This window comes from Bradyrhizobium sp. 482_C4_N1_8 (assembly GCF_052075965.1).
GTDB classification, from domain to species: Bacteria; Pseudomonadota; Alphaproteobacteria; order Rhizobiales; family Xanthobacteraceae; genus Bradyrhizobium; species Bradyrhizobium barranii.
Map to the genome: position 1 here is coordinate 4,646,319 of NZ_CP197231.1, position 19,898 is coordinate 4,666,216.

A 19,898-nucleotide genomic window follows, 5' to 3' on the forward strand; every position below is an offset into this window, starting at 1 on the left:
GTGATTAGTCTCCGGCCGCCTTCTTCGTCTTGCTGTCCGGGGGCTGGAATGGACACCGAAGCATTGACCGTTGCTTATGCGCGCGTGAAGGCGATCCTGGATGAAGCTGCCGGCGATAGCACCGCTGATTATGGTGGCGCTGGACGGTTTTGGGATAAGGGCGCACAGGCGTTGGAGGCGGCCGAGATCTTCGGCATCAAGATGGTTGCTCCAGTGCCGGAGGGCCACGCCTGCTGCATCCCGCCGCATGCGCGCAGCGACGCGTCCGGATTGATCAAGGGATTGCGCGGTGAAGCACCGTTCGACGGTGGCCGGTTCCCGGCGCTGCCATGGGGCGGCAAGCGCCTCGCGCCCGCTGACGTCGACCGCATTGCCGACTGGATCGATGCCGGTTGCCCGGATGATGCGACCAGCGTCGCAGTCGAGCTTGCGCCTGGCAAGCCGGCGAAGACCGCGACGGTGAAGGTGAGCGAGATCGCCGAGTTTGCGGTCGCTGCCGACGGCTATTCGCCGGCCGCGGATGCCGGCGAGCCCCGGCGGCGCATGAACATCGACTGCATGAGCGAGCCGCAGCTCGAACGGCTGCGCCGCGGCTTCCGCCGGCTTTACGATCTCGACCACTGGCCGGAAGACCGGCGCAACTACAACAACCAGGCGCTGATCCACCAGAACCATTGCCAGCACGGCTGGGAGCGCTTCCTGCCCTGGCACCGCGCCTATCTCTACGAGTTCGAACAGAACCTTCAGGACTTCGAGCCCGGGCTGATGCTCCCGTACTGGGACTTCACGATGCCGGAGTACCGGCCGGAGGAGCCGGACAAGGGCCGCATCATTCCGAATTCGATGAAGGCCTATCTCACCGAGGAGGCGGCTGAGACGCTGTTGGCGGCGCTCGACCCGGCGCCGACGGCGGCGCAGAAGAAGGCGATCCTGGCGCTCGCGCATGACCGCGTCACCTTCACCTCACAGCACAGCTTCTTCTGCTATGTCATCAGCAACATCGGCTATGCGGCCGTCACGCCGGATCCTGACAATGCCAACCGCCAGCGCTTCATCGACGCGCTGCTTCAGTCGAACTCGCTCTGGTATCCGCTGCGCTACCCGGCCGAATATCCCAAGGGACAGACGATCAACCAGGCAATCAACTATCATTACCCGTCGGCCGACGACATCGCCCAGATCCTGAGCCTCAACAATTTCCGCGACTTCGGCGGCGGCAGCATCTACGACGCGGCGTTCGGGTTCCTCGACCAGAATCCGCACAACACCATGCACATCTGGACCGGTGGGCAGAATCCGGATGCAGGGCAGGCGACCTATGTCTGCAAAGATGCCCCGACCGCGGCGGCTGCGTCGCAATCCGACGCCGAGACCACACGTCTGCGCGCGCTCGCCAAGCGCCGCAACGATGCCGTACAGGTCGGCGGGCGCCGTTTCCACGCCCGCCCGGATCTCTATTCGCAGCCGGGCTCCGGCGACATGTTCAGCAACCTGACGGCCTCCTACGATCCCGTGTTCTGGCCGATCCACGTCAATATCGATCGGATCTGGTGGGAGTGGCAGAAGCTCAATCCGAATGCGCTGCCGGCCGATCTCGATTCCGTGCTGTCGCCGTGGAACTACACCATCCGCGACACGCTCGACATCGCGCCGTTCGGCTACGAATACGTCCGCAGCTCGCATTTCATGCCGGTCGGCCTCGAGGCGCCGGTCAGCCGCTTCGTGTCGCAGCCGATCAACGTGCCGCAGGCCGCGCGCAGTTTCAAACGCGCGGAGATCCGCCTGCATCAGGTGCCGCAATTGATGCGCTCCTGCTTCGTGCGCGCCTTCCTGAACGAACCCGGGGCCGACGCCTCGACGCCGATCAAGGGCAATCCGCACTACGCCGGCTACATCTCGATCTTCGGACATGGGGCCTGCTACGGCGGTCCCGGCCATTGCGATATCCCGCCGCCGCAGCCGCGGCGCTTCGACCAGCGCGGGCGCAGCCACAATATGCCGCGCGTCCATCGCATCGACGTCACGGCCGCCGCCAGGCAGGCGCTCAAGAAGAAGGGCCCGCTGCAGATCACGCTGGTCGTGATCGGCGGCGACTACCAGGAGGAGAGGGAGCTTCTGAAGCTGGAAGGCGTGTCGATCAGTTTCCTGGATTGAGAAAGCGGCGGGGAAGTCATGGCGACGTATCGAATCCATCCGGGCATCGGCATCGCGCGCCTGGGCAACAGCGACAGCGAATTCTACCTCGCGCCGGAGACGCCCGCGGCGATGCCGCTCGCCTGCGACAGTTTCGGCAATCCCGTGCACGGCCCCGACGGGGTCACACCTGTTCCGGTCAAGACCTTCAAGGATGCGCAGGGCCGCGTGAAGCGCCAGGCCGCGCGCTTCCAGATCTTCGTCTATGACGAGGAGTCCCCGGAAGGCAGGCCGCTGGCGCTCGGCGATGCCGTGGAGGGCGGCGGCAATCATGGTGTGCTCGTCGACATCCAGTGGCGCGTCTATGTCGCCAACAAGAAAGCCTCCTGGTACCCGTTCACCGAGCTCAAGGGCGAGCATGGCTACGCCCCCGGCAGTGCGCGCCGCAACGCCGACATCACCGGCCAGGACCGCGACCTGCTCATCATCGATCCCGGCCCGCGCAGCGTGAATGCGACCACCAACCGGCGCGCGCATTTCGATCGCTCGGGCGGCCCCGGCGGCTATGCCACCACGTTCCCGCCCAGGGGCCTCCAGCCGTTCGACATCGACACGCTCGGCGAGATGATGACCGACAACAAGGGCCGCCTGGTCGTGCTCGGCGGTCACGGCAATTCGGGCATGGACGTCAACGGCAGCTTCGGTCCGAAGATCGAGGACTATGCCAACACCGACGGCTGGTACGACGACATCTCCGACGGGCCGGTGATGGCGCGGCTGATCATGTATTCGAAGCAGGTCGGCCAGACACGCTACATCGACGTCGAGTTTCCGGCCTGGGTCGTGGTCGGCTATCCGCGCTTCGTCCCTGAGATCCTCGACATGATCACGATGGACGAGGTGCTGTACGATCTCTATGTGCGCCAGTTCGCCACCGACACCGGCATCTACGGTACGCTCGGCACCTATGACGATCCGCAGCAGATCCCGTTCCGCGACGAGGCGGCGCTGCGTCACTGGCAGGCCGGCCGTCTTGCCTGGAATCGCAACTACCGGCCGTGGTTCTATCGCGACATCTGGCCGATCCTGTTCCGGCCGGATGAATTCAGGTATCTGAACGATATCCTTCAGCAATCGAACTACCCGCACGATCAGGCGCAGCGCGGCACGTTCGATCCCGACAAATTATCGAAGACCCCGAAACGCGCGACGCGGCCGACGGCGACGGCAACACCGTCGGATGCACCGTTGCGCGATGCCAGTCAGGGCGAAGCGGTCATGGCGGTGGCGGCGGTCGCAGGTCCGACCCACTATTCCAAGGCCGACGATCCCTACGGACCGATGCGCCGCTTCCTGTTCGATCTGTTGCGCCGTGCGGGCGAGGCCAATTCCTTCCAGGTGCAGGACCGGGCATCGTCGCGCGTCCATTCGCTGCCGCTGATGCCATTGTTGTGCGGCGACAATCCGCTGACCAACGAGACGCCGTCGAAGTTTCTTCATCTCACCGAGTACCAGCTCTTCATCCTCGGCCAATGGGCGCGCGGCTGGTTCATCAACGAGAAGGAGGAGGGCTGGCTGCCCGACGGCTATTCACCCTTCGCGCCTTATCCGAAGACACCGCCGAAGACCGGTCGCGAGCTCGACCGCGGCGTGCTCAGCAACGTGCTCGGCGGCGCCTTTTGTCCGGGCGCCGAGCTCGGCTGGGTGATGCGCAACCCTTCGATCTACTGGGCGCCGTATCGGATCAACGCCGATCGCAGCGTCTCGGATTTCCTGCAGAGCGCCGCCCAGGCCAATCAGGACCACGGCACCGTGATTGCCGACCCGACCTTCAACGTCAACTCGCCGCTCAGCCAGGACAACGACTTCGAGACCGGTCTTCAGCCGGGTGACCTCACCAAATATATGGGTCTGCCCTGGCAGTCCGATTTCAACGAGTGCACCACGCAGCCGATCAACATCACCTACGCCGACTGGAACAATTTGTGGCCCGACAGCGACAATGACGATCGCTTGCGGCGCGACGAGAAGACCTGGACCACGCTGTGGTGGCCGGCGCATCGGCCGTTGCAGTCGTTCGAGATCGCCTCGGTCTCGAACGGTAAGCCCAATTACGTCTGGACCACGTGGAGCCGCGGCGTCCCCCAGACGCCGGTCGGCGACCTCAAGATGGTCACCGAGTGGTCGCTGCTTGGTTTCATCGTGCGCAATCCCTACGAGCCGGCCGTCAAGCCCGCCGACAGTTATCAAGGGCCCAAATACATCAGCGTCGAGCGAACAACGGGGGCGCGGCCCGATCCCAAAAGCGAGGCATCATGAGCGACAATCCATTCGTCGGACATTGGACCTATCGCAGCCTGCTCAATGATCCCGACGTCAACACGGCCTTCAACAATCTCGAATTCGGCCGTGGCACGATCGAGATCGCGGACGGGCCGATGCAGCTGCTGACCGGCACGATCGGCGGCCCGGGCTGGTCGCTCGCGTTGAAGGGATCGCGCGCCTATGGATCGCCGATGCAGGTGCGTTTCCAGGGCACCGGCGTCGTCGGCGGCGAGGAATGGATCTACGATTATTGGGGCTCGCTGGTGCCGGCCTGGCCCAATGGCGTCGACCAGCGCCCAGCCATCGTCGGCTCGGTGATCCGGACCATCCCGCATAGCGGCGGCTCGCCCGGCACGGTGGCGCCTGCCGGCGTCGTGGCGTCGTTCTACGCAGTCCGGGCCGACTGACCTTGGCCGCGTTCGACATCATCGTTGCAGGCGCAGGTCCAGCCGGAACGGCCGCTTCCCGCGCGCTTGCGATGTGCGCGCCAGAGCTTCGGGTGGCCGTGATCGCGCCGTCCGGGCGGCGCGGGCGAGACGAAGGACGAGGCGAGGTCTTGTCACCGCTGGTCCAGCCGGTGCTGCGGCAGCTCGGTCTGTGGACGACTTTCCTGGCGCAGGGCTTTGCGCCGTCGCACCGCACGCTCACCTCCTGGGACCAGGCCGGCCTGGCGTCGAGCGAATTGCTGCTGGAAGCGCGCGGGCCGTCATGGCGCGTTGATCGAATGGCGTTCGATGGCTGGCTCACGGCGGCGGGTTGCCGCGCGGCCGAGCGCGTCGATGCGAAGGTCTGTCATCTCGCGCGCGAGGCGGACGGCTGGTCGGTCGTTTGCGACGACGGCAACAGCCATTCGGCCCGGCTGATCATCGATGCGACGGGCCGCGCCCGCGCACTCGCCGACCGCCAGGGTTCGCGGGCGAAAGCGCAGGACCGCCTGATTGCGGCCTATGCCGAGGCGACGACATCGGGACCGGCCGCACCGGAACTGCTCGTCGAGGCCTTTGAAGACGGCTGGTGGTACACGATGGCACTCGACCAGGGCAGGCGCGCCTTTGCGTGCATGACCGATGCCGATCTCGCGCGTGGCCTCAGGCTGAACACGCCGGACGGCTGGCGCAGAGCTCTCGCCAGGACGCAATTCGTCTCGGCGCTCGCGAGCAAGATCATTCGGCTCGAACCACCCCGCTTGATCCCTGCGGGCAGTCGGTGCGCCGCAACGACTGCCGGCTTCCATTTCCTCTGCGCAGGCGATGCCGCGAGCGCTTTTGATCCGATCTCGGGTCATGGCGTGGTCAAGGCCATGCGCTCGGGCGTGTTCGCCGCCTATGCCGCCAGCGATTGCCTCGCGCGCGGTGATGCGGCCGCTCTCGATCGCTACGGCGCGTGGATCGCGCGCGAAGCTGCGGCCTACGCGACGACGCTAAGCGAGCACTACGGCAGTGTCTCGCGCTGGCCCGAGCGCCCGTTCTGGCGGCGCCGGCGTGCCGACGCGCCTTCACGCAATGCTTCGAGCAGTCTTCTGGAACAGTAGGGCGGACAACATGATGAAGAGCTTCGCGCGAATTGGTCTTGTCATCGCCGCGCTGGGACCGAGCCTTCCAGCATTCGCGGCGCCGGTTCCCCGTGCTTTCGAACCGCCGCCGACGCTGCCCGGACAGGGCAATGTCGTGGCCCTGGAGGCCGGCGTGGCGCCGGCCGTTGGCGGCTGCCGGCCGCAAGGATCGATCTCGCGCAGCGGCTCGATCGTCTCGGTGGTGCTCAACTTCGTGCGTGGCCGCTTCTTCATCAACAACCCGGATCCGACCGATCCGCAATCCGATGGCCTCGACCCCGTCGAGCTGCGCTCCTATGGCGGCTGCAAGTCGGGCCCGGCGATCTTCGTCAAGCCCGGGGATACGCTGCGCGTCGACCTGATCAACCAGCTCGCGAAGGACGACCCGAGCTGTTTGCCCAATCCGCCGGAGGGGCTGGGCTTGCCGGCGTTGGTCGGGTGCTTCAACACCACCAACCTGCACACGCACGGCCTGCACGTTTCGCCCGCCGGCAACAGCGACAACGTGCTGCTCAACATCGCCCCGCAGACGAAGTTTCCGTATGAGATCAACATCCCCAACGACCATCCGGCGGGGACGTTCTGGTATCACGCCCACCGTCATGGCTCGACGGCAGTGCAGGTGGCGAGCGGCGCCTCGGGCGTGCTGGTCGTCAAGGGCGAGCGTCCCTATACGCCACCGTCGTCGCAGAACCCGAAGCCGATTGCCGATATCGACACGGTCCTGCATGACGTCAACGGCGCCCCGTTCAAGGAGCAGCTCTTCCTGTTTCAGCAGATCGCCTATGCCTGCTTCGCCAACCAGCCGAACCAGCCCGGCGGCCCGTGGCAACAGATCTACACCACGCAGGGACTCTACAACGCCAGCAGTCCGGCAAATATCGCCAACGCGCCGTGGACGTGCCCGCTGGCGACGTCAGGCAATCCGGTAAGCCCTGGCGTCGTCGAGAACTTTGGCTTGCAACTGGACTCATCGTCGATCTGGGACACCAATGGCCGCTTCACCAGCGTCAATGGCATCGTGCAGCCGACGCTCACCGTGCCGGCGGGCGAGATCCAGCGCTGGCGTTTCGTGCATGCCGGCATTCACGACACGATCAACATTCAGCTCGTGCGGGCTACGCCGGTCGGCACAACGAACCTGATCGCGACTTCGGCGCTGAGCGGCAACCGCCAGCAGCAGAAGGCCGATCTTCTGGCCGCCTGCAACGCCTCGACGGGCACACTGATCCCGCAGTTCGAGATCGCATCCGACGGTCTGACCCGGACCAAATTGCGCACCGTGCACGCCTCGCAAGTCGGCGGCGTGCTTGAATCGAACTACATGCAGCCCGGCTATCGCAGCGACGTCCTCGTCGTATTCCCCTCGGACGGTGACTATTGCCTGCTCAACCAGGCGGCGCCGAAGGCAGAGCGCGTGTCCAACGGCAATGGCGGCGGGCAGGGGCCGTCGACCCCGCAATTGCTGGCCTACGTCCATGTGCGCGGAGGGCAGCCCGTGACGGGGGATCTGCAGGCTTATGTCGGCAAGGCGCTATACGATGCCAATCCGACGTTGCCGGACGCCGTTCGCACCGGGCTGCGTGACGGCGATCTGCGGCCGTGGGCGCCATTCGAAAACCTTGCGCCGCCGGCTGCCGGCAGCCAGCAGCAGCAGGCGGCCTTCGCGATCAACTTCCCGGCCTTCACGGTCAACAACGCCTCGTACGATCCCGACGTGGTGAACTTCACGCGCGAGGTCAACACCACGGACGATTGGCTGCTGTCCGCGCAAGGCGAGCCGCACATCTTCCATATCCACGTCAATCCGTTCCAGGTGATCGACGTCACCACCACCAACACCAACGGTCAGCAGATATCGATCTATAATCCCGACGGCACCTGCAAAGCTGACATCGTGTATGCCGACAAGCAGCAACTGGCCAACCAGTATTGCGGCATGTGGCACACATTCCGCGACACGATCATCGTCGAGAACAACTATCAGATCCGCGTCAGGACGCGGTACGACCGCTACATCGGCGAGTACGTCCTGCATTGCCACATCCTGGACCACGAGGACGCGGGCATGATGGCCAATATCGCGATCGTTCCTGACCTCAACGCGCCGGGCGGCGGCCTCGGGATGGCGGGGATGCGCCATGCCAAGCAGCCGACGGCGACACCCGCGGCGACGCCCGTAGGCCACAAACATTGATCGTCACAGGAGGTAGGGAGGATTGCGCGCGATGAAGATCGGCATTCCCGTCTACGACGGCGTCGACATGCTCGACGTCGCCGGTCCCTTCGAAATGTTCGACTGGGCCGACTTCGACGTCGAGATCGTCGCGGCAAAGCCGGGAATGAAACGGTTTCGCAACCGGGGATTTCCGTTCGAGGTCGCAAAATCCTTCGCGGAATGCACCCAGTATGATGCCGTCTGGATTCCCGGCGGCGATCCAGACGCGCTCACCGAGATCATCAACGATCCGCACCGGACCTACGTCCAGTTTCTGACCGGGCAGGCCGCTGGTGCGAAGTACATGTGCTCGGTCTGCGAGGGAGCAATGCTGTTCGCGGCATCGGGCCTTCTCGACGACCACTGGGCGACGACGCACTGGGCTTTCCTGGAATGCTTCCCGACGCTGTTCCCGAAGGTGAAGGTTGCCGACGGACATCCGCGTTTCGTGCTGGATCGCAATCGCCTGACCGGAGCCGGAATATCCGCGGGCCTCGACGAGGCCCTGATGTTGATCACGCTGCTCGGAGGCACGGAGCTGGCGCGTCAGGTTCAGCAAAACACCGAATACTATCCGGATCCGCCCGTGCGCAGCGCGATTCCCGCAGCGCCGCAGTGCCCGCTCACAGGCGTCAAGCCGCCGGGGTCGACGCAATAGGTCCGGCCGACCGAATGCATCATCTAACTATCTGATATGTTGATACTTCAATCGGCCGCGTCGACTGCCGGGTTCAACTCATGGAACCGTTTCGTTGCTTGCGCGTTGTCTCCGCATGACCGAAGACCTTTCCTTCCGACGCAAACCCCTGACCCCTGAGCAGCGCCAGGCTCGTGATGCCGCACGCCGGATCGAGGCCGAAAAGGCCATGCGCGATCACGAAGAGGCCCAGAAGGCGTTTTACGCCAACAAGGAACGGCTGAGGGCCGAGCGGCTCGCGCGCGAAGCGGCCGAGGCGAAGGGCTGACCGAACGCGGTCTCCGCCCGCAATCTTCTGAAGCGATCTCCCAACCGGAGACCGGCCGCTAATGCCGGTTGGACATTCCCGTTGCGCTCAAAGCCAGCTTGAGCGCCTGGACGGCGCCGGCGAACGCGCCGCGGGGCGCTTGCGCCTCGATCGCCTCGGCCGCGATCCGACAATCGTCGGCGACCTTGAGCAACCCGCTTCGCGCGAGATCCATGGTGGAGAGGGCGGCCTGCTCGAGGCAGACCCGTTCAAGCCGTCGAAACTCCCGCAGCTCTTTGTTCATGCGTCAGCTCTCGATGTCCCCCGGCCCATCGGGCGCCGAGTCTGCTTAACGGACGGTAAACATCTCTGCCTAGCCGATTTGGCTGGCGTGGCGCTGGTGCGTGCCGTGCCCACGCCCGGGCTGCGGCGCACCACCGCGCAGGCTTGACGGCCTCTGCCTTCCGGGAGGAAGATTCAAATGATCCTAAACTGACGAGAACCACGGAGACGCTCGCTCCCAGCCAGTCCGATTCTCTTCAGCGAAAACGCATTGGAGCTGACCATGACCACGTTCGACAAGCGCGAGCAGGGCTTTGAGGCCAAATTCGCTCACGACGAGGAATTCATGTTCAAGGCCACGGCCCGGTCCAACAAGCTGCTCGGGCTCTGGGCCGCGGGCCAGCTCGGGCTCAGCGGCGACGCCGCGGCAAGCTACGCAACGGCGCTGGTGACAGACAATCTGGAGAGCCAGAGCATCGACGATGTCGTGGGCAAGGTGTCCGGCGATCTTGCCGCCAAGGGCGTGGCGCGCGAGCAGGTCGCGCAGAAGCTTCAGGAGTGCCTGCACCAGGCGCTCGCGCAGCTCGAAGCAAGCAAACAATAAGAAGGCCGGCCGTTGCCCTCACTCGGCGTGCTTGCGCATTCCGGAGTCGCTGAGCCTGTCGACGTAGGCAATGCCGATCGCCGAGGCGATGAAGGTGATGTGGATCAGGACCTGCCACATCACGCCGGTCTCGGTGAAGCCGGCGCGGTTCGAGCCGAGATTGCCGGCCTCGATGAAGGTGCGCAGCAGCGCGATCGAGGAGATGCCAATGATGGCCATGGCGAGCTTGATCTTCAGGACGCTCGCATTGACGTGGCCGAGCCATTCCGGCTCGTCGGGATGACCCTGGAGGTCGAGCCGCGAAACGAAGGTCTCGTAGCCGCCGACGATGACCATCACGAGCAGGTTGGAGATCATCACGACGTCGATCAGCGCCAGCACGCTCATCATGATCTGCTGTTCGGTGAGGTCGATCGCGTGCCAGGAAAGATGCCAGAGCTCCTTGAGGAACAGCACGATGTAGACGCATTGCGCCACGATCAGTCCGAGATAGAGCGGCAGTTGCAGCCAGCGCGAGCCGAAGATGATCATCGGCAGCAGGCCCAAACGCGGCAACGGCGGGCGGGGTTCGGTGCGCAGTTCGGACTCGGGTCCAGGCTCAACCGACATTCAGGCAGCATCCTCGCGAGCTGAGATGATCTCGCCTTCATGTAACCCGACAAGATGGCCGGTGGAAGACGGCCAAGCCGCTGGCTGCGGCCGGCAGATCGCGCAGTCTCGTGCTACTGTGCCGAACGGCCAAAGAGTCAGGGCTTGAATCGGGAGGCGGGGGTGTCTTGGAGCGGCTTCGGCAAAGGGCTCGGCGGCATCGCGGTCGCCGTCGCAATCGTGGTTGGCGCCGGTGGCGCGGAGGTCTCGGCGACGCCGCTGACGCCGTTTCGCTACGAGGCGCAGGCGCAACGTCATTGCCCGCACGATCAGGTGGTCTGGCTCGATTTCAGGAAAGGCATCTACTACGGCAAGGGCCAGAAGCGGTATGGCCAGGGTTTCGACGGCAGCTTCGTGTGCCTGAGCGAGGCCCGCGACAGCCTTTATCGCCGCTCGCTATTGGGCCTGCGCTGAGCAGCGCGTGATTCGGAGGTTTGGGGGATGGCTATTTCCGGTCCGGCAGCTTCACCGGCACGTGCGGGGAGGTGCTGATCACCCGGGGGCTTCCGTCGGGATAGGTGCGGTCGCCGCGGATCAGCGATTCCAGAACCAGAAAAAATTTCTCAGCAAGCATTTGCGTCACCCTCGTTGGTGATGGCCTCTTGAAATGAGTCGAGGCGCCGAACGCAGAAATTCAATCAACTAAACGGGAGCAGGGCAATACCGGACAGAGCTGTATGCTGCATCGCGGTGTAGTTGTGGTTAGAAAGAAGGAGCCTGGTGGTGGTGCTCAGGCGAAGGCCAGTGCCACGAGGCTCGAGCAGAGAAGAAACAAGCCGCCGGCGGTCAGTGCCAGGAAGCCATCGGATACGAAGTCATGGTTGCGCATGGGACACCTGCCGCTCTCGTGTTCGATGCTCGGTCGGATCGATTAAGATTGTCCGAACGTGCCGTCTTGAAAGAGGTGATCCTTGCCGTCCGCGCGAATGCCCTCAGGCCCTCGTGCGGTAACCTTCAAACGCATGGGCCAGGAAGATCCCCGCGCTTACCAGACCCATCAGTGCCGAAACCGTCTCGATCATCGTCAAATTCCAGTTCGCCCCTGCAACCGAGAAAACGCGTGCGGCCTTGCACAGTCAAAAGAATTCCAGTGAGCCACAAGACAATGGGGGTGGAGTGAGGATTTGGCGCAACAGAATGTCCAGGAGTGGCACAGAGCAGGGGGCCTGCGCTCCGTAGATCAACGGGGAGAAGCGAACGCCCCGTTTACCATCCCGGCGTGAACGCTGTGGGCTCCCCATTTCCGCCGTGTTCGGGTTGCGTTATCCTTACTGCTTCCGACGCGGTGGTGGGCCGCCTCGGATTTTGGGACCGGACAGCGCTCCCCCGTAGCCAAAGCGGGTTGGGTACGCCTCCGGCGAAGTGGTATTTGGGGCGCATGGGGATCCGACGGTCAGATTCGGTTTTGCGGGCCGCACGCGGTGTTGCCGCGGTCGCGACCTGCCTCGCGCTCGCCAATTGCGCCTCCTCGAACAAGTTCGCCAGCCGGGTCGATCCGAAGTACGGCGTGTCCTCGAGCCCGCGGGTCGTGGCGCTTGGGGATCCGGTTCCGAAAGGCGGCGGCACCTACCGCGTCGGTAAGCCCTATGTTGTGGCCGGCCGGACCTACGTGCCGGAGGAGGACGTCAACTACCGCGCCGAGGGTATGGCGTCCTGGTACGGCGACGATTTCCACGGCCGCCTGACCGCCAATGGCGAAGTGTTCGACATGACCTCGCTGACAGCGGCGCATCCGACTCTGCCGATGCCGTCCTATGCGCGGGTGACCAATGTCTCGAACGGCAAATCGCTGATCGTGCGCGTCAACGACCGGGGGCCTTATCACGGCAACCGGCTGATCGACGTCTCGAACAAAGCCGCTGAACTCCTTGAATTCAAAGGCAATGGCGTCGCCAAGGTCCGTGTCGAATACGTTGGCCGGGCGCCGCTGGAAGGCTCCGACGATCGCCAGCTGATGGCGACCCTGCGCACCGGGATCCCGGCGCCGTCGCCCTCGATGGTGCGGGTTGCCTCGGCAAGGCCCTTCGTGCCGGAGCTTCCGTCCTCGAACCGCGGCGCCATTCGCGGCGAGGTTCCGACGCCGGAAGGGCGGCCCTACAATCTCGGCAACACCTCCGCCGACATGGCGTCGCTCAACGCGACCTCGGAGATGTCGGCCTCGAGCCGCAGCCGGGGCCGGGGCCGGGCGCTCCAGAACGCGCGCGCCGTGTCCTATGACGAGGATGGCCGCTACGCGACCGAGAACGCTCCGTCATCGGCCGACGGCGCCGCCGAGGCCCGCAGCATCCTGAGCGGCCGCGGCCTCTACTAAGCAGGTACCAAGCCGGCAAATCCGGCGAGCGACGTAGCGCCGCTGGCACGTCGTCGCGCTCAGGGATCAGAATGGGATGCGCGCGCGTCCCGTGAACGTCCAGATCTGCGTGTTGCTGCCGATGCCGCCGAGTTCGGCGCCGAAGCCGACCGTGGTGCCGCCCGCCAGCCTTGCGCCGATGCCGCCCGTGACGCGGGCTGACCAGCCCTGGAGCAATGGTGTCGAAGCGAGCGGGATGCCGCCCGCAGCAACGATCGCGGCCGCATCGTCCTGCGTGAAGTAATAGTCGGCAAAGACGCCGGCATAGGGGACCAGCAGCACGCTATCGAGCCACGGCACGGGATAGGAGACCCTGTTGCCGGCAGACGCGCGGCCGCTCGAGAAGGTGCGGGCCGCCTGCTGGGTGCCGAGCGAGTCGACATAGGCGTTTTCCCGCTCCCAGATCGCGTAGACCTTGGCCGACGGTTCGATATTGAAATTGGCCCAGCTGTAGCTGCCGGTGAAGCCGGTCGCGAATATCCAGCGATTGCCGTTGAAGTTGCCTTGCGCCGTGCCGGCGGTGCCGTCATAGCCGATGCCGGAATAGGTCACGGCCACATCGTAACGCAGCGTCGGGATGATCTTCCAGCCGAGATAGGCGCCGACGGTCCAGCCGTCGCCCTTCAGCTTTCCGTTGATGTCGGTCTGGGTGTAGCTGAAGTTCTCGTAGCCGCCGGTCACACCGACCAGCAAATTGGGTCTCGCCCGGTAGGTCAGTCCCGACAGCAGGTTGATCTGCTGGCCGAAAAGCGTGGCCTGGGTTGCACCCTGACCGATGTTGCCGGACGAGCCCCATTGATCGATGCCGCTGCCGCGCACGTCGATCCAGAACAGCCAGTCCTTCTGCTCCCTGAAGCGCGCAGCCGGTGCCTTGGTCGGAGCCGCCCGATCGATCGCGGCGAAGGCGTCATCGATCCGCGAGGAGCCGCGCCCGCGGCCGCCGGTCCGGCCGGAGCCGCCGTCGCCCGAATAGGCGTTCAAACTTTGAGAACCGGGCTGCTGACCGGATTTGGGCTTGTCGTCCTCATCGCCGTCGGGCGCGGCGGCGAAATTGACGCGCAGCCCGCCCGCGCCTGGCATGATGTATTGCCCGCCGTCGCTGAACCCTTCGGAAATCGCGGTGTCAATCGAACCGGAGATCGCCTGTCCCGAGCTCTGTGCCACGATCTTGGTGACGTTGAGCTGGAGGGCGCGCAGCTTGGCGCTGTCGGCGGGAATGTCGACCGACTGGTTCAGAGCCGGCGATGTCGAGGCGTTGAAGGCCACACTGCCGTTGTAGGTCGCCGTGATGCTGTGATTGCCGACGGGGAGCGTGGTCGTGGCAAAGGTGGCGTCACCGGCCGACAGGGTAGACGTGCCGATCGGCGTGCCGCCGTCGTTGAAAGTGACCGTTCCCGTCGGCGTTCCGCCCGAACTCCTCACCTTGGCCGTGAACGTTACAGACTCGCCGTAGCTGCTCGGATTCTTCGACGAGGTGAGCTCCGTGGTGGTCGTCGCGGACAGATAGGTGAACCTGTCTGCCGCCGAGGTCGGCGACGTTCCTCCGGCCGTCGTCACGGTGACATCGACCGTGCCGGCGCCGGGCGGCGAGGTTGCCGTGATCGACGTTGCCGAATTAACCGTGAAGCTGGTCGCGTTGTTGGCGCCGAACTTCACTGCGGTGGCGCCGGTGAATCCGGTCCCCGTGACCGCCACGGAGGTGCTGCCGATCGCGGATCCGGAGCTCGGTGAGATTGAGCCGACCGTTGGTGCCGGCGTGTAGCTGAATTGGTCCGATGCCGATGTGGCGGACGTTCCGTCTGGCGTCGTCACGGTGACATCGACCGTACCGGCGCCGGCCGGCGAGACCGCGGTGATCGAGGTCGCGGAATTGACCGTGAAGCTCGATGCATTCGTCACCCCGAACTTCACGGCGGTCGCACCGGTGAAATTGGTGCCGGTGACGGTCACCGACGTGCCGCCTGCGAGCGGGCCGCCCGTCGGCGAGATCGACGTCACGGTCGGCACGGCGAAATAGGTGAACTGGTCTGCCGCCGATGTGGCCGAGGTGCCGCCCGTGGTCGTCACCCTGACGTCGACGGTACCGGTGCCGGCCTGCGATGTCGCGGTGATCGAGGTTGCGGAGTTGACGGTGAAGCCCGCCGCCGCGGTTGCACCGAACGTCACGGCTGTCGCGCTGGTGAAATTGGTGCCCGTGATCGTTACCACCGTGCCGCCGGCCGCCGGCCCCGACGTCGGCGAAAGCGACGTGACGGCTGGCGTGGCGACATAGGTGAACTGGTCGGCGGCGGAGGTGGCCGAGGTGCCGCCTGGATTGGTCACGCGGAGGTCAACGGTGCTGGTACCGGCGGGTGACGTCGCGGTGATTGATGTTGACGAATTGACCGTGATACTCGTTGCGGCGGTTGCGCCGAATGTCACTGCGGTGGCGCCGGTGAAGCCTGTGCCCGTGACCGTCACGACCGTGCCGCCTGTCTGCGAACCCGTAGTCGGTGAGATCGAGGTGACGGTCGGCGCGGCGGTGTAGGTGAATTGGTCAGCGGCGGACATTGCCGACGTTCCGCCCACGGTGGTCACTCTGACATCTACGGTGCCGGCCCCGGCAGGCGATGTCGCGGTGATCTGGGTTGCCGAATTGACGGTGAAGCCGGCCGCCGCCGTGGCGCCGAACGTCACCGCCGTTGCACCTGACAGATTGGCGCCGGTGATCGTGACCGTCGTGCCGCCGCCCAGGGGGCCGCCTGTCGGCGAAATCGACGTGATGGAGGGAGGGCCGGCATAGGTGAATTGATCAGCCGCCGAGGTCGCGGACGTCCCGCCCGGCGTCGTGACCCTCACGTCCACGACGCCGGTCCCGGGCGGCGAGGTCGCTGTGATCGATGTTGCTGAATTGAACGTGAAGCCGAGCGCGGCCGTCCCGCCGAATGACACGGCCGTGACGCCGGTGAAATTTGTGCCTGTGATCGTCACCACCGTGCTGCCGGCCTGCGAGCCCGCAGTGGGGGAGATCGAGGTGACGGTCGGTGAGGGAATATAGGTGAACTGGTCCGCTGCCGATGTTGCCGACGTGCCGCCGGCTGTCGTCACCCTGATGTCGATCGTGCTGGTTCCTGCCGGCGACGTCGCGGTGATCTGGGTCGCCGAATTAACCGTGACGCCAGTCGCAGCCGTTGCTCCGAACACCACGGCCGTCGCGCCTGAGAAGTTGGTGCCGGTGATGGTTACGGAGGTGCCGCCAGAGCCCGGACCCGAGGTCGGCGAAATCGAAGTGACCGTCGGTGCCGGAACATAAGTGAATTGATCGGCTGCTGACGTTGTCGATGTTCCGCCCACGGTCGTCACCGTGATGTCGACCGTACCAGTGCCTGCGGGCGATGTCGCGGTGATCTGGTTCGCGGAATTGACCGCTAAACCGGTTGCCGCTGTTGCGCCGAACGTGACCGCAGTTGCTCCGGAGAGGTTCGTGCCGGTGATGATCACGGTTGTGCCGCCGGTCTGCGGGCCTGATGCCGGCGAGATCGACGTCACGGTTGGCGGAGCAGCATAGGTGAACTGATCCGCAGCCGAGGTCGCTGATGTCCCGCCCGGTGTCGTGACCCTGACGTCAACAGCACCGGCGGCACCCGCCGGCGAGGTCGCCGTGATCGATGTCGCTGAATTGAACGTAAAGCCGGCCGCCGCGGTCCCGCCGAACGTCACGGCCGTGACTCCGGTGAAGTTGGTGCCGGTGATCGTCACCGACGTCCCGCCGGCGGTGGGGCCTGCGGTCGGTGAGATCGAGGTGACAGTCGGGGCGGCAATATAGGTGAACTGGTCTGCCGCCGACGTCGCCGACGTCCCGCCGGCCGTCGTCACTCGGACATCCACGGTGCCAGTCCCGGCCGGAGATGTCGCAGTGATCTGGGTCGCCGAATTGACCGTGACGCCAGTCGCGGCCGTTGTCCCGAACGTCACGGCCGTCGCACCTGTGAAATTGGTGCCAGTGATGATCACGTTGGTGCCGCCTCCACCTGGGCCTGAAGTCGGCGTAATCGAAGTGATGGTCGGCGCGGGGACGGGCAGATTGATCGTGAACGTGTAAGCGGTGTTTGCTATCGAACTGCCGGAGCAGCCCACGTTGAAATCGCTGCAGCCCGGCGCGTAATACAGGATGATCGAGTCCTGTCCGTTACCTGTCTTGCTGTTCAGCGTGATATCGATCTCGGCCTGGCCGGCCTTCGCGGATTGACCGTTTTGGTTCGGGTTCGTTGGATGAAATGTGTAAGTTGCCTTTGACGTGGTCGGATTATAATCGGCCGCTGTGAGCAGTGGGCTGCCCGAATGGCCGCTCGAATTTGCGATCGGTGCATTGTAAAAGGCGTCTGTGCCCGCGACGGAATAGACGCCGTATACAACCGAGTCGTCGGCCGCGGCTGCGCCAACGGTCAAACACAGGCGATAGATCTGACCGACCGACGTGAAGTTGATCGTCACGCCCGACGTCGAATCCGTCGTTTGATCACAAGCCGCGTTCGCCGCTGCCATCGCGCCGAGCATCACGACGGCCGCGATGCAGATGCGTTGAGCCGCCCGCCAGAGAGAGCGCAATATCTGCGAAGGCTTAGCTTCACCATCGCGTGTCGGGACCGCCAGTTCCCCGACTATCTCTGGAATGGCCACCGCAATTGCGTGACTCACCGGCCCCCCTTAGCGGCAGCTCTCGATAGAGCATCCGCCTAAAATCCCTGATTGTGAAATTATTCGCCTATATCGTTGCGTGCATTTGACGGGACGCGGTGCGCAACGCAAGCGAACGAGCCAGCCAAACTGCCGGAACCAAGTCGCGGGCACTACTTTGCGGCGAACCGTTGCATAGCGGCAACAAAAGCGTGCTTTGATGGCAATCGACGGAAACGCTTGATGTATCAATTTATGGTTGCGCTTGCGCTTGACTGTCGACGCTGGCTGTTCAACAATCTCGGCGAGTGGGCCGCAATAAATTCATTCTTTAATTTAAGTGCCGCCGTCGTGGTTTGCATCATCACGCGACGGGTCGTTAGTTTTTTGGGGGAGGGGTCATGCCGTTACAGCCGGTTCTCGGACAGATCATGCCTTTTGCGGGCGCAGTGATTCCCAGAGGTTGGGCGCTGTGTAACGGTGCGCTGCTGGCCATCCAGCAAAATTCCGCACTGTTCTCGTTGCTCGGCACCTATTATGGCGGCAACGGAGTGACGACGTTTGCACTCCCGGATCTGCGCGGTCGCGCGATCCTCGGCTCGAGTGGCGCCGGCCAATATCCCGTGGGCATGACCGGCGGATCGTATATGGCCAGCCTCAATGTGCAGCAGCTCCCGGCCCACAATCATCTTATTCAAGTGTCTGCAGCGGTCGGAGGAGGCGGACGCGGGAGCGTCCCTCCCACAGGCAACGTCTTCGCGACAAACTCACTGCCGGCGACCAATCCGACGAAGATTTTTGCCGCAGCCGGGAGCGGCGACACGCCATTGGCCACCGCCACCAATCTGGTGAACGAAGGCGGCAACCAGCAGCATAACAACATGCAGCCCTATCTCACGATCAGCTATCTGATCGCGACGCAGGGGATTTTTCCGTCGCGAAGCTGAGCGGCTGCACGGCCGCATTTTCGCAACCGTAATCCATCCACTTCAGTTTTCCCACATTCGCGCATTCGCCGATCGGATCGGAACGGGCGCACACCAAAGGATCATATGCGATGGCAGATCCGTTTCTCGGCGAGATCAGGTTGTTTGGCTTTCCGCGGGTGCCGGACGGCTGGTTCGCCTGCAATGGACAGTCGGTCTCGATTGCCCAATTTGAGACGCTTTACGCCGTGATCGGCACCACCTATGGCGGCGATGGCGTCAACACGTTCAACCTTCCCGATCTGCGCGGCCGTGTGCCGATTGGACAGGGACAGGGGACAGGCCTTCCGAACTATACGCTGGGCCAGCCCGGGGGTGAGGAGAACCACACCCTGATCGAAGCCGAAATGCCGACCCACAGTCATGCGCTGATGTCCTCGACCGTGACGGCAACGGATGTAACGCCCGGGCCGACCCTTCATCTTGCCACGGCGTCAGCAGGTGAACTCTACGCACCGATTGCGAACGCCGGGACGTACTCCACGATGGCCCCCTGCGTCGCCACTTCGGGCAACAGCCTCGGGCACAACAACATGATGCCGAGCGTCGTTGCCAATTACTGCATTTGCTACGCGGGCGTCTTCCCTTCGTCCGGTTAGGCTGCGCGCGCATCCGTATTCAGTCTCGAGGAAAGACACCATGTCAGATCCGTTCGTCGGAGAAATCCAGGCTTTTGCGTTTCCTTTTGCAGTCGGCGGCTTCAACAGCGCCTGGCTGCCGTGCGGCGGCCAGCTCCTGCCAATTCAGGGTTACAGTGCATTATTTGCACTCGTCGGTACCTACTACGGCGGCAATGGCACGACCAATTTCGCCTTGCCGAACCTGAACGGTTCGGTCGCGATCGGCCAGGGGCAAGGTCCGGGATTGCAAAATTATGTCGTCGGCGAGACCGTCGGCAGTTCGACGGTGACGCTGATCGGCGACAACATGGCGAGGCACACGCACGCCCTGCAACTCGGCGACAAGAGCGCGACAGGCGCTACGGCAGGTCCCGGCGCGGCGGGGACCACGGTTGCGATCGACCCGAACTTCACCGGCTTCACGGCGCCACCCGGCAGTCTCACCTTGGTGCCAAGCGCCGTCACACTCACCGGGCAGAACCTGCCGCACGACAACATGCAGCCGACCCAGGCGATCGTGTGGTGTATCGCCTACGCGGGAATCTTTCCGGCTTTCGGCAGCTCCTGAACGATCTTGAGT

The 19,898-nt window shown here is 64.3% G+C and carries 17 protein-coding genes; 13 read left to right on the forward strand and 4 right to left on the reverse strand.

All coding sequences use genetic code 11. From position 1 onward, the window contains the following. The first annotated feature begins 48 nt into the window (after positions 1 to 48). The 7 genes from AB7Z56_RS22215 (at position 49) to AB7Z56_RS22245 (ending at position 9,193) form a co-directional block, all read left to right on the forward strand. On the forward strand, positions 49 to 2,154 hold the full coding sequence (locus AB7Z56_RS22215; RefSeq protein ID WP_354123795.1) for a tyrosinase family protein: 2,106 nt from the start codon (positions 49 to 51) through the stop codon (positions 2,152 to 2,154). Positions 2,155 to 2,172: 18 nt separating this feature from the next. After that, positions 2,173 to 4,452 (forward strand): LodA/GoxA family CTQ-dependent oxidase, encoded by a 2,280-nt coding sequence (locus AB7Z56_RS22220; protein ID WP_354131531.1) that lies wholly within the window; start codon positions 2,173 to 2,175, stop codon positions 4,450 to 4,452. Continuing rightward, positions 4,449 to 4,865, forward strand: a complete 417-nt coding sequence (locus tag AB7Z56_RS22225) for a hypothetical protein (RefSeq protein WP_071913888.1) — start codon at positions 4,449 to 4,451, stop codon at positions 4,863 to 4,865. Before AB7Z56_RS22220 ends, AB7Z56_RS22225 begins: the two co-directional genes overlap by 4 nt. Positions 4,866 to 4,867: 2 nt before the next feature. Next, entirely contained in the window at positions 4,868 to 5,989 is a 1,122-nt protein-coding gene (locus AB7Z56_RS22230) for a tryptophan 7-halogenase (RefSeq protein WP_441256414.1), read from the forward strand. 10 nt (positions 5,990 to 5,999) lie between these two features. After that, positions 6,000 to 8,207: a multicopper oxidase family protein gene (locus AB7Z56_RS22235; RefSeq protein WP_441256415.1), complete on the forward strand. Its 2,208-nt coding sequence runs from the start codon at positions 6,000 to 6,002 to the stop codon at positions 8,205 to 8,207. 31 nt (positions 8,208 to 8,238) lie between these two features. Further along, positions 8,239 to 8,886, forward strand: coding sequence for a DJ-1/PfpI family protein (locus AB7Z56_RS22240; protein WP_354113826.1), 648 nt, complete (start codon positions 8,239 to 8,241; stop codon positions 8,884 to 8,886). Positions 8,887 to 9,001: 115 nt separating this feature from the next. Further along, positions 9,002 to 9,193 (forward strand): hypothetical protein, encoded by a 192-nt coding sequence (locus AB7Z56_RS22245; RefSeq protein ID WP_028153368.1) that lies wholly within the window; start codon positions 9,002 to 9,004, stop codon positions 9,191 to 9,193. A gap of 58 nt (positions 9,194 to 9,251) precedes the next feature. Here the strand turns inward: AB7Z56_RS22245 and AB7Z56_RS22250 are convergent, their stop codons facing one another. Beyond that, on the reverse strand, positions 9,252 to 9,476 hold the full coding sequence (locus AB7Z56_RS22250) for a hypothetical protein (protein ID WP_028153369.1): 225 nt from the start codon (positions 9,474 to 9,476) through the stop codon (positions 9,252 to 9,254). A 261-nt stretch (positions 9,477 to 9,737) separates the two neighbouring features. Between AB7Z56_RS22250 and AB7Z56_RS22255 the strand changes: the two genes are divergently transcribed. Continuing rightward, positions 9,738 to 10,058, forward strand: a complete 321-nt coding sequence (locus tag AB7Z56_RS22255; protein ID WP_063986370.1) for a DUF1476 domain-containing protein — start codon at positions 9,738 to 9,740, stop codon at positions 10,056 to 10,058. Positions 10,059 to 10,076: 18 nt separating this feature from the next. Here AB7Z56_RS22255 and AB7Z56_RS22260 read toward each other — a convergent pair whose 3' ends face one another. Then, positions 10,077 to 10,667 carry a TIGR00645 family protein gene (locus AB7Z56_RS22260; protein WP_063983282.1) on the reverse strand — a complete coding sequence of 197 codons (591 nt, stop codon included), beginning with the start codon at positions 10,665 to 10,667 and terminating at the stop codon, positions 10,077 to 10,079. 162 nt (positions 10,668 to 10,829) lie between these two features. Here AB7Z56_RS22260 and AB7Z56_RS22265 point away from each other — a divergent pair, with 162 nt between their 5' ends. Then, the gene (locus tag AB7Z56_RS22265; RefSeq protein ID WP_071913898.1) at positions 10,830 to 11,120 is read left to right on the forward strand and encodes a hypothetical protein; all 291 of its coding nucleotides are present in this window, start codon (positions 10,830 to 10,832) and stop codon (positions 11,118 to 11,120) included. Between the two features lie 31 nt (positions 11,121 to 11,151). Here AB7Z56_RS22265 and AB7Z56_RS22270 read toward each other — a convergent pair whose 3' ends face one another. Then, the gene (locus AB7Z56_RS22270; protein WP_256374848.1) at positions 11,152 to 11,280 is read right to left on the reverse strand and encodes a hypothetical protein; all 129 of its coding nucleotides are present in this window, start codon (positions 11,278 to 11,280) and stop codon (positions 11,152 to 11,154) included. An 804-nt stretch (positions 11,281 to 12,084) separates the two neighbouring features. Here AB7Z56_RS22270 and AB7Z56_RS22275 point away from each other — a divergent pair. After that, complete coding sequence (locus AB7Z56_RS22275) at positions 12,085 to 13,017, forward strand: septal ring lytic transglycosylase RlpA family protein (protein WP_354113827.1); 933 nt, start codon at positions 12,085 to 12,087, stop codon at positions 13,015 to 13,017. A 66-nt stretch (positions 13,018 to 13,083) separates the two neighbouring features. Here the strand turns inward: AB7Z56_RS22275 and AB7Z56_RS22280 are convergent, their stop codons facing one another. Beyond that, positions 13,084 to 17,592, reverse strand: coding sequence for a beta strand repeat-containing protein (locus AB7Z56_RS22280; RefSeq protein WP_441256416.1), 4,509 nt, complete (start codon positions 17,590 to 17,592; stop codon positions 13,084 to 13,086). 521 nt (positions 17,593 to 18,113) lie between these two features. Here AB7Z56_RS22280 and AB7Z56_RS22285 point away from each other — a divergent pair. The 3 genes from AB7Z56_RS22285 (at position 18,114) to AB7Z56_RS22295 (ending at position 19,886) form a co-directional block, all read left to right on the forward strand. Then, complete coding sequence (locus AB7Z56_RS22285) at positions 18,114 to 18,659, forward strand: phage tail protein (RefSeq protein ID WP_063983286.1); 546 nt, start codon at positions 18,114 to 18,116, stop codon at positions 18,657 to 18,659. 110 nt (positions 18,660 to 18,769) lie between these two features. Beyond that, a complete protein-coding gene (locus AB7Z56_RS22290) occupies positions 18,770 to 19,297 on the forward strand; it encodes a phage tail protein (protein WP_166096568.1) in 528 nt (175 codons plus the stop codon). A gap of 40 nt (positions 19,298 to 19,337) precedes the next feature. Next, positions 19,338 to 19,886, forward strand: coding sequence for a phage tail protein (locus tag AB7Z56_RS22295; protein WP_354113829.1), 549 nt, complete (start codon positions 19,338 to 19,340; stop codon positions 19,884 to 19,886). Positions 19,887 to 19,898: the final 12 nt, after the last annotated feature.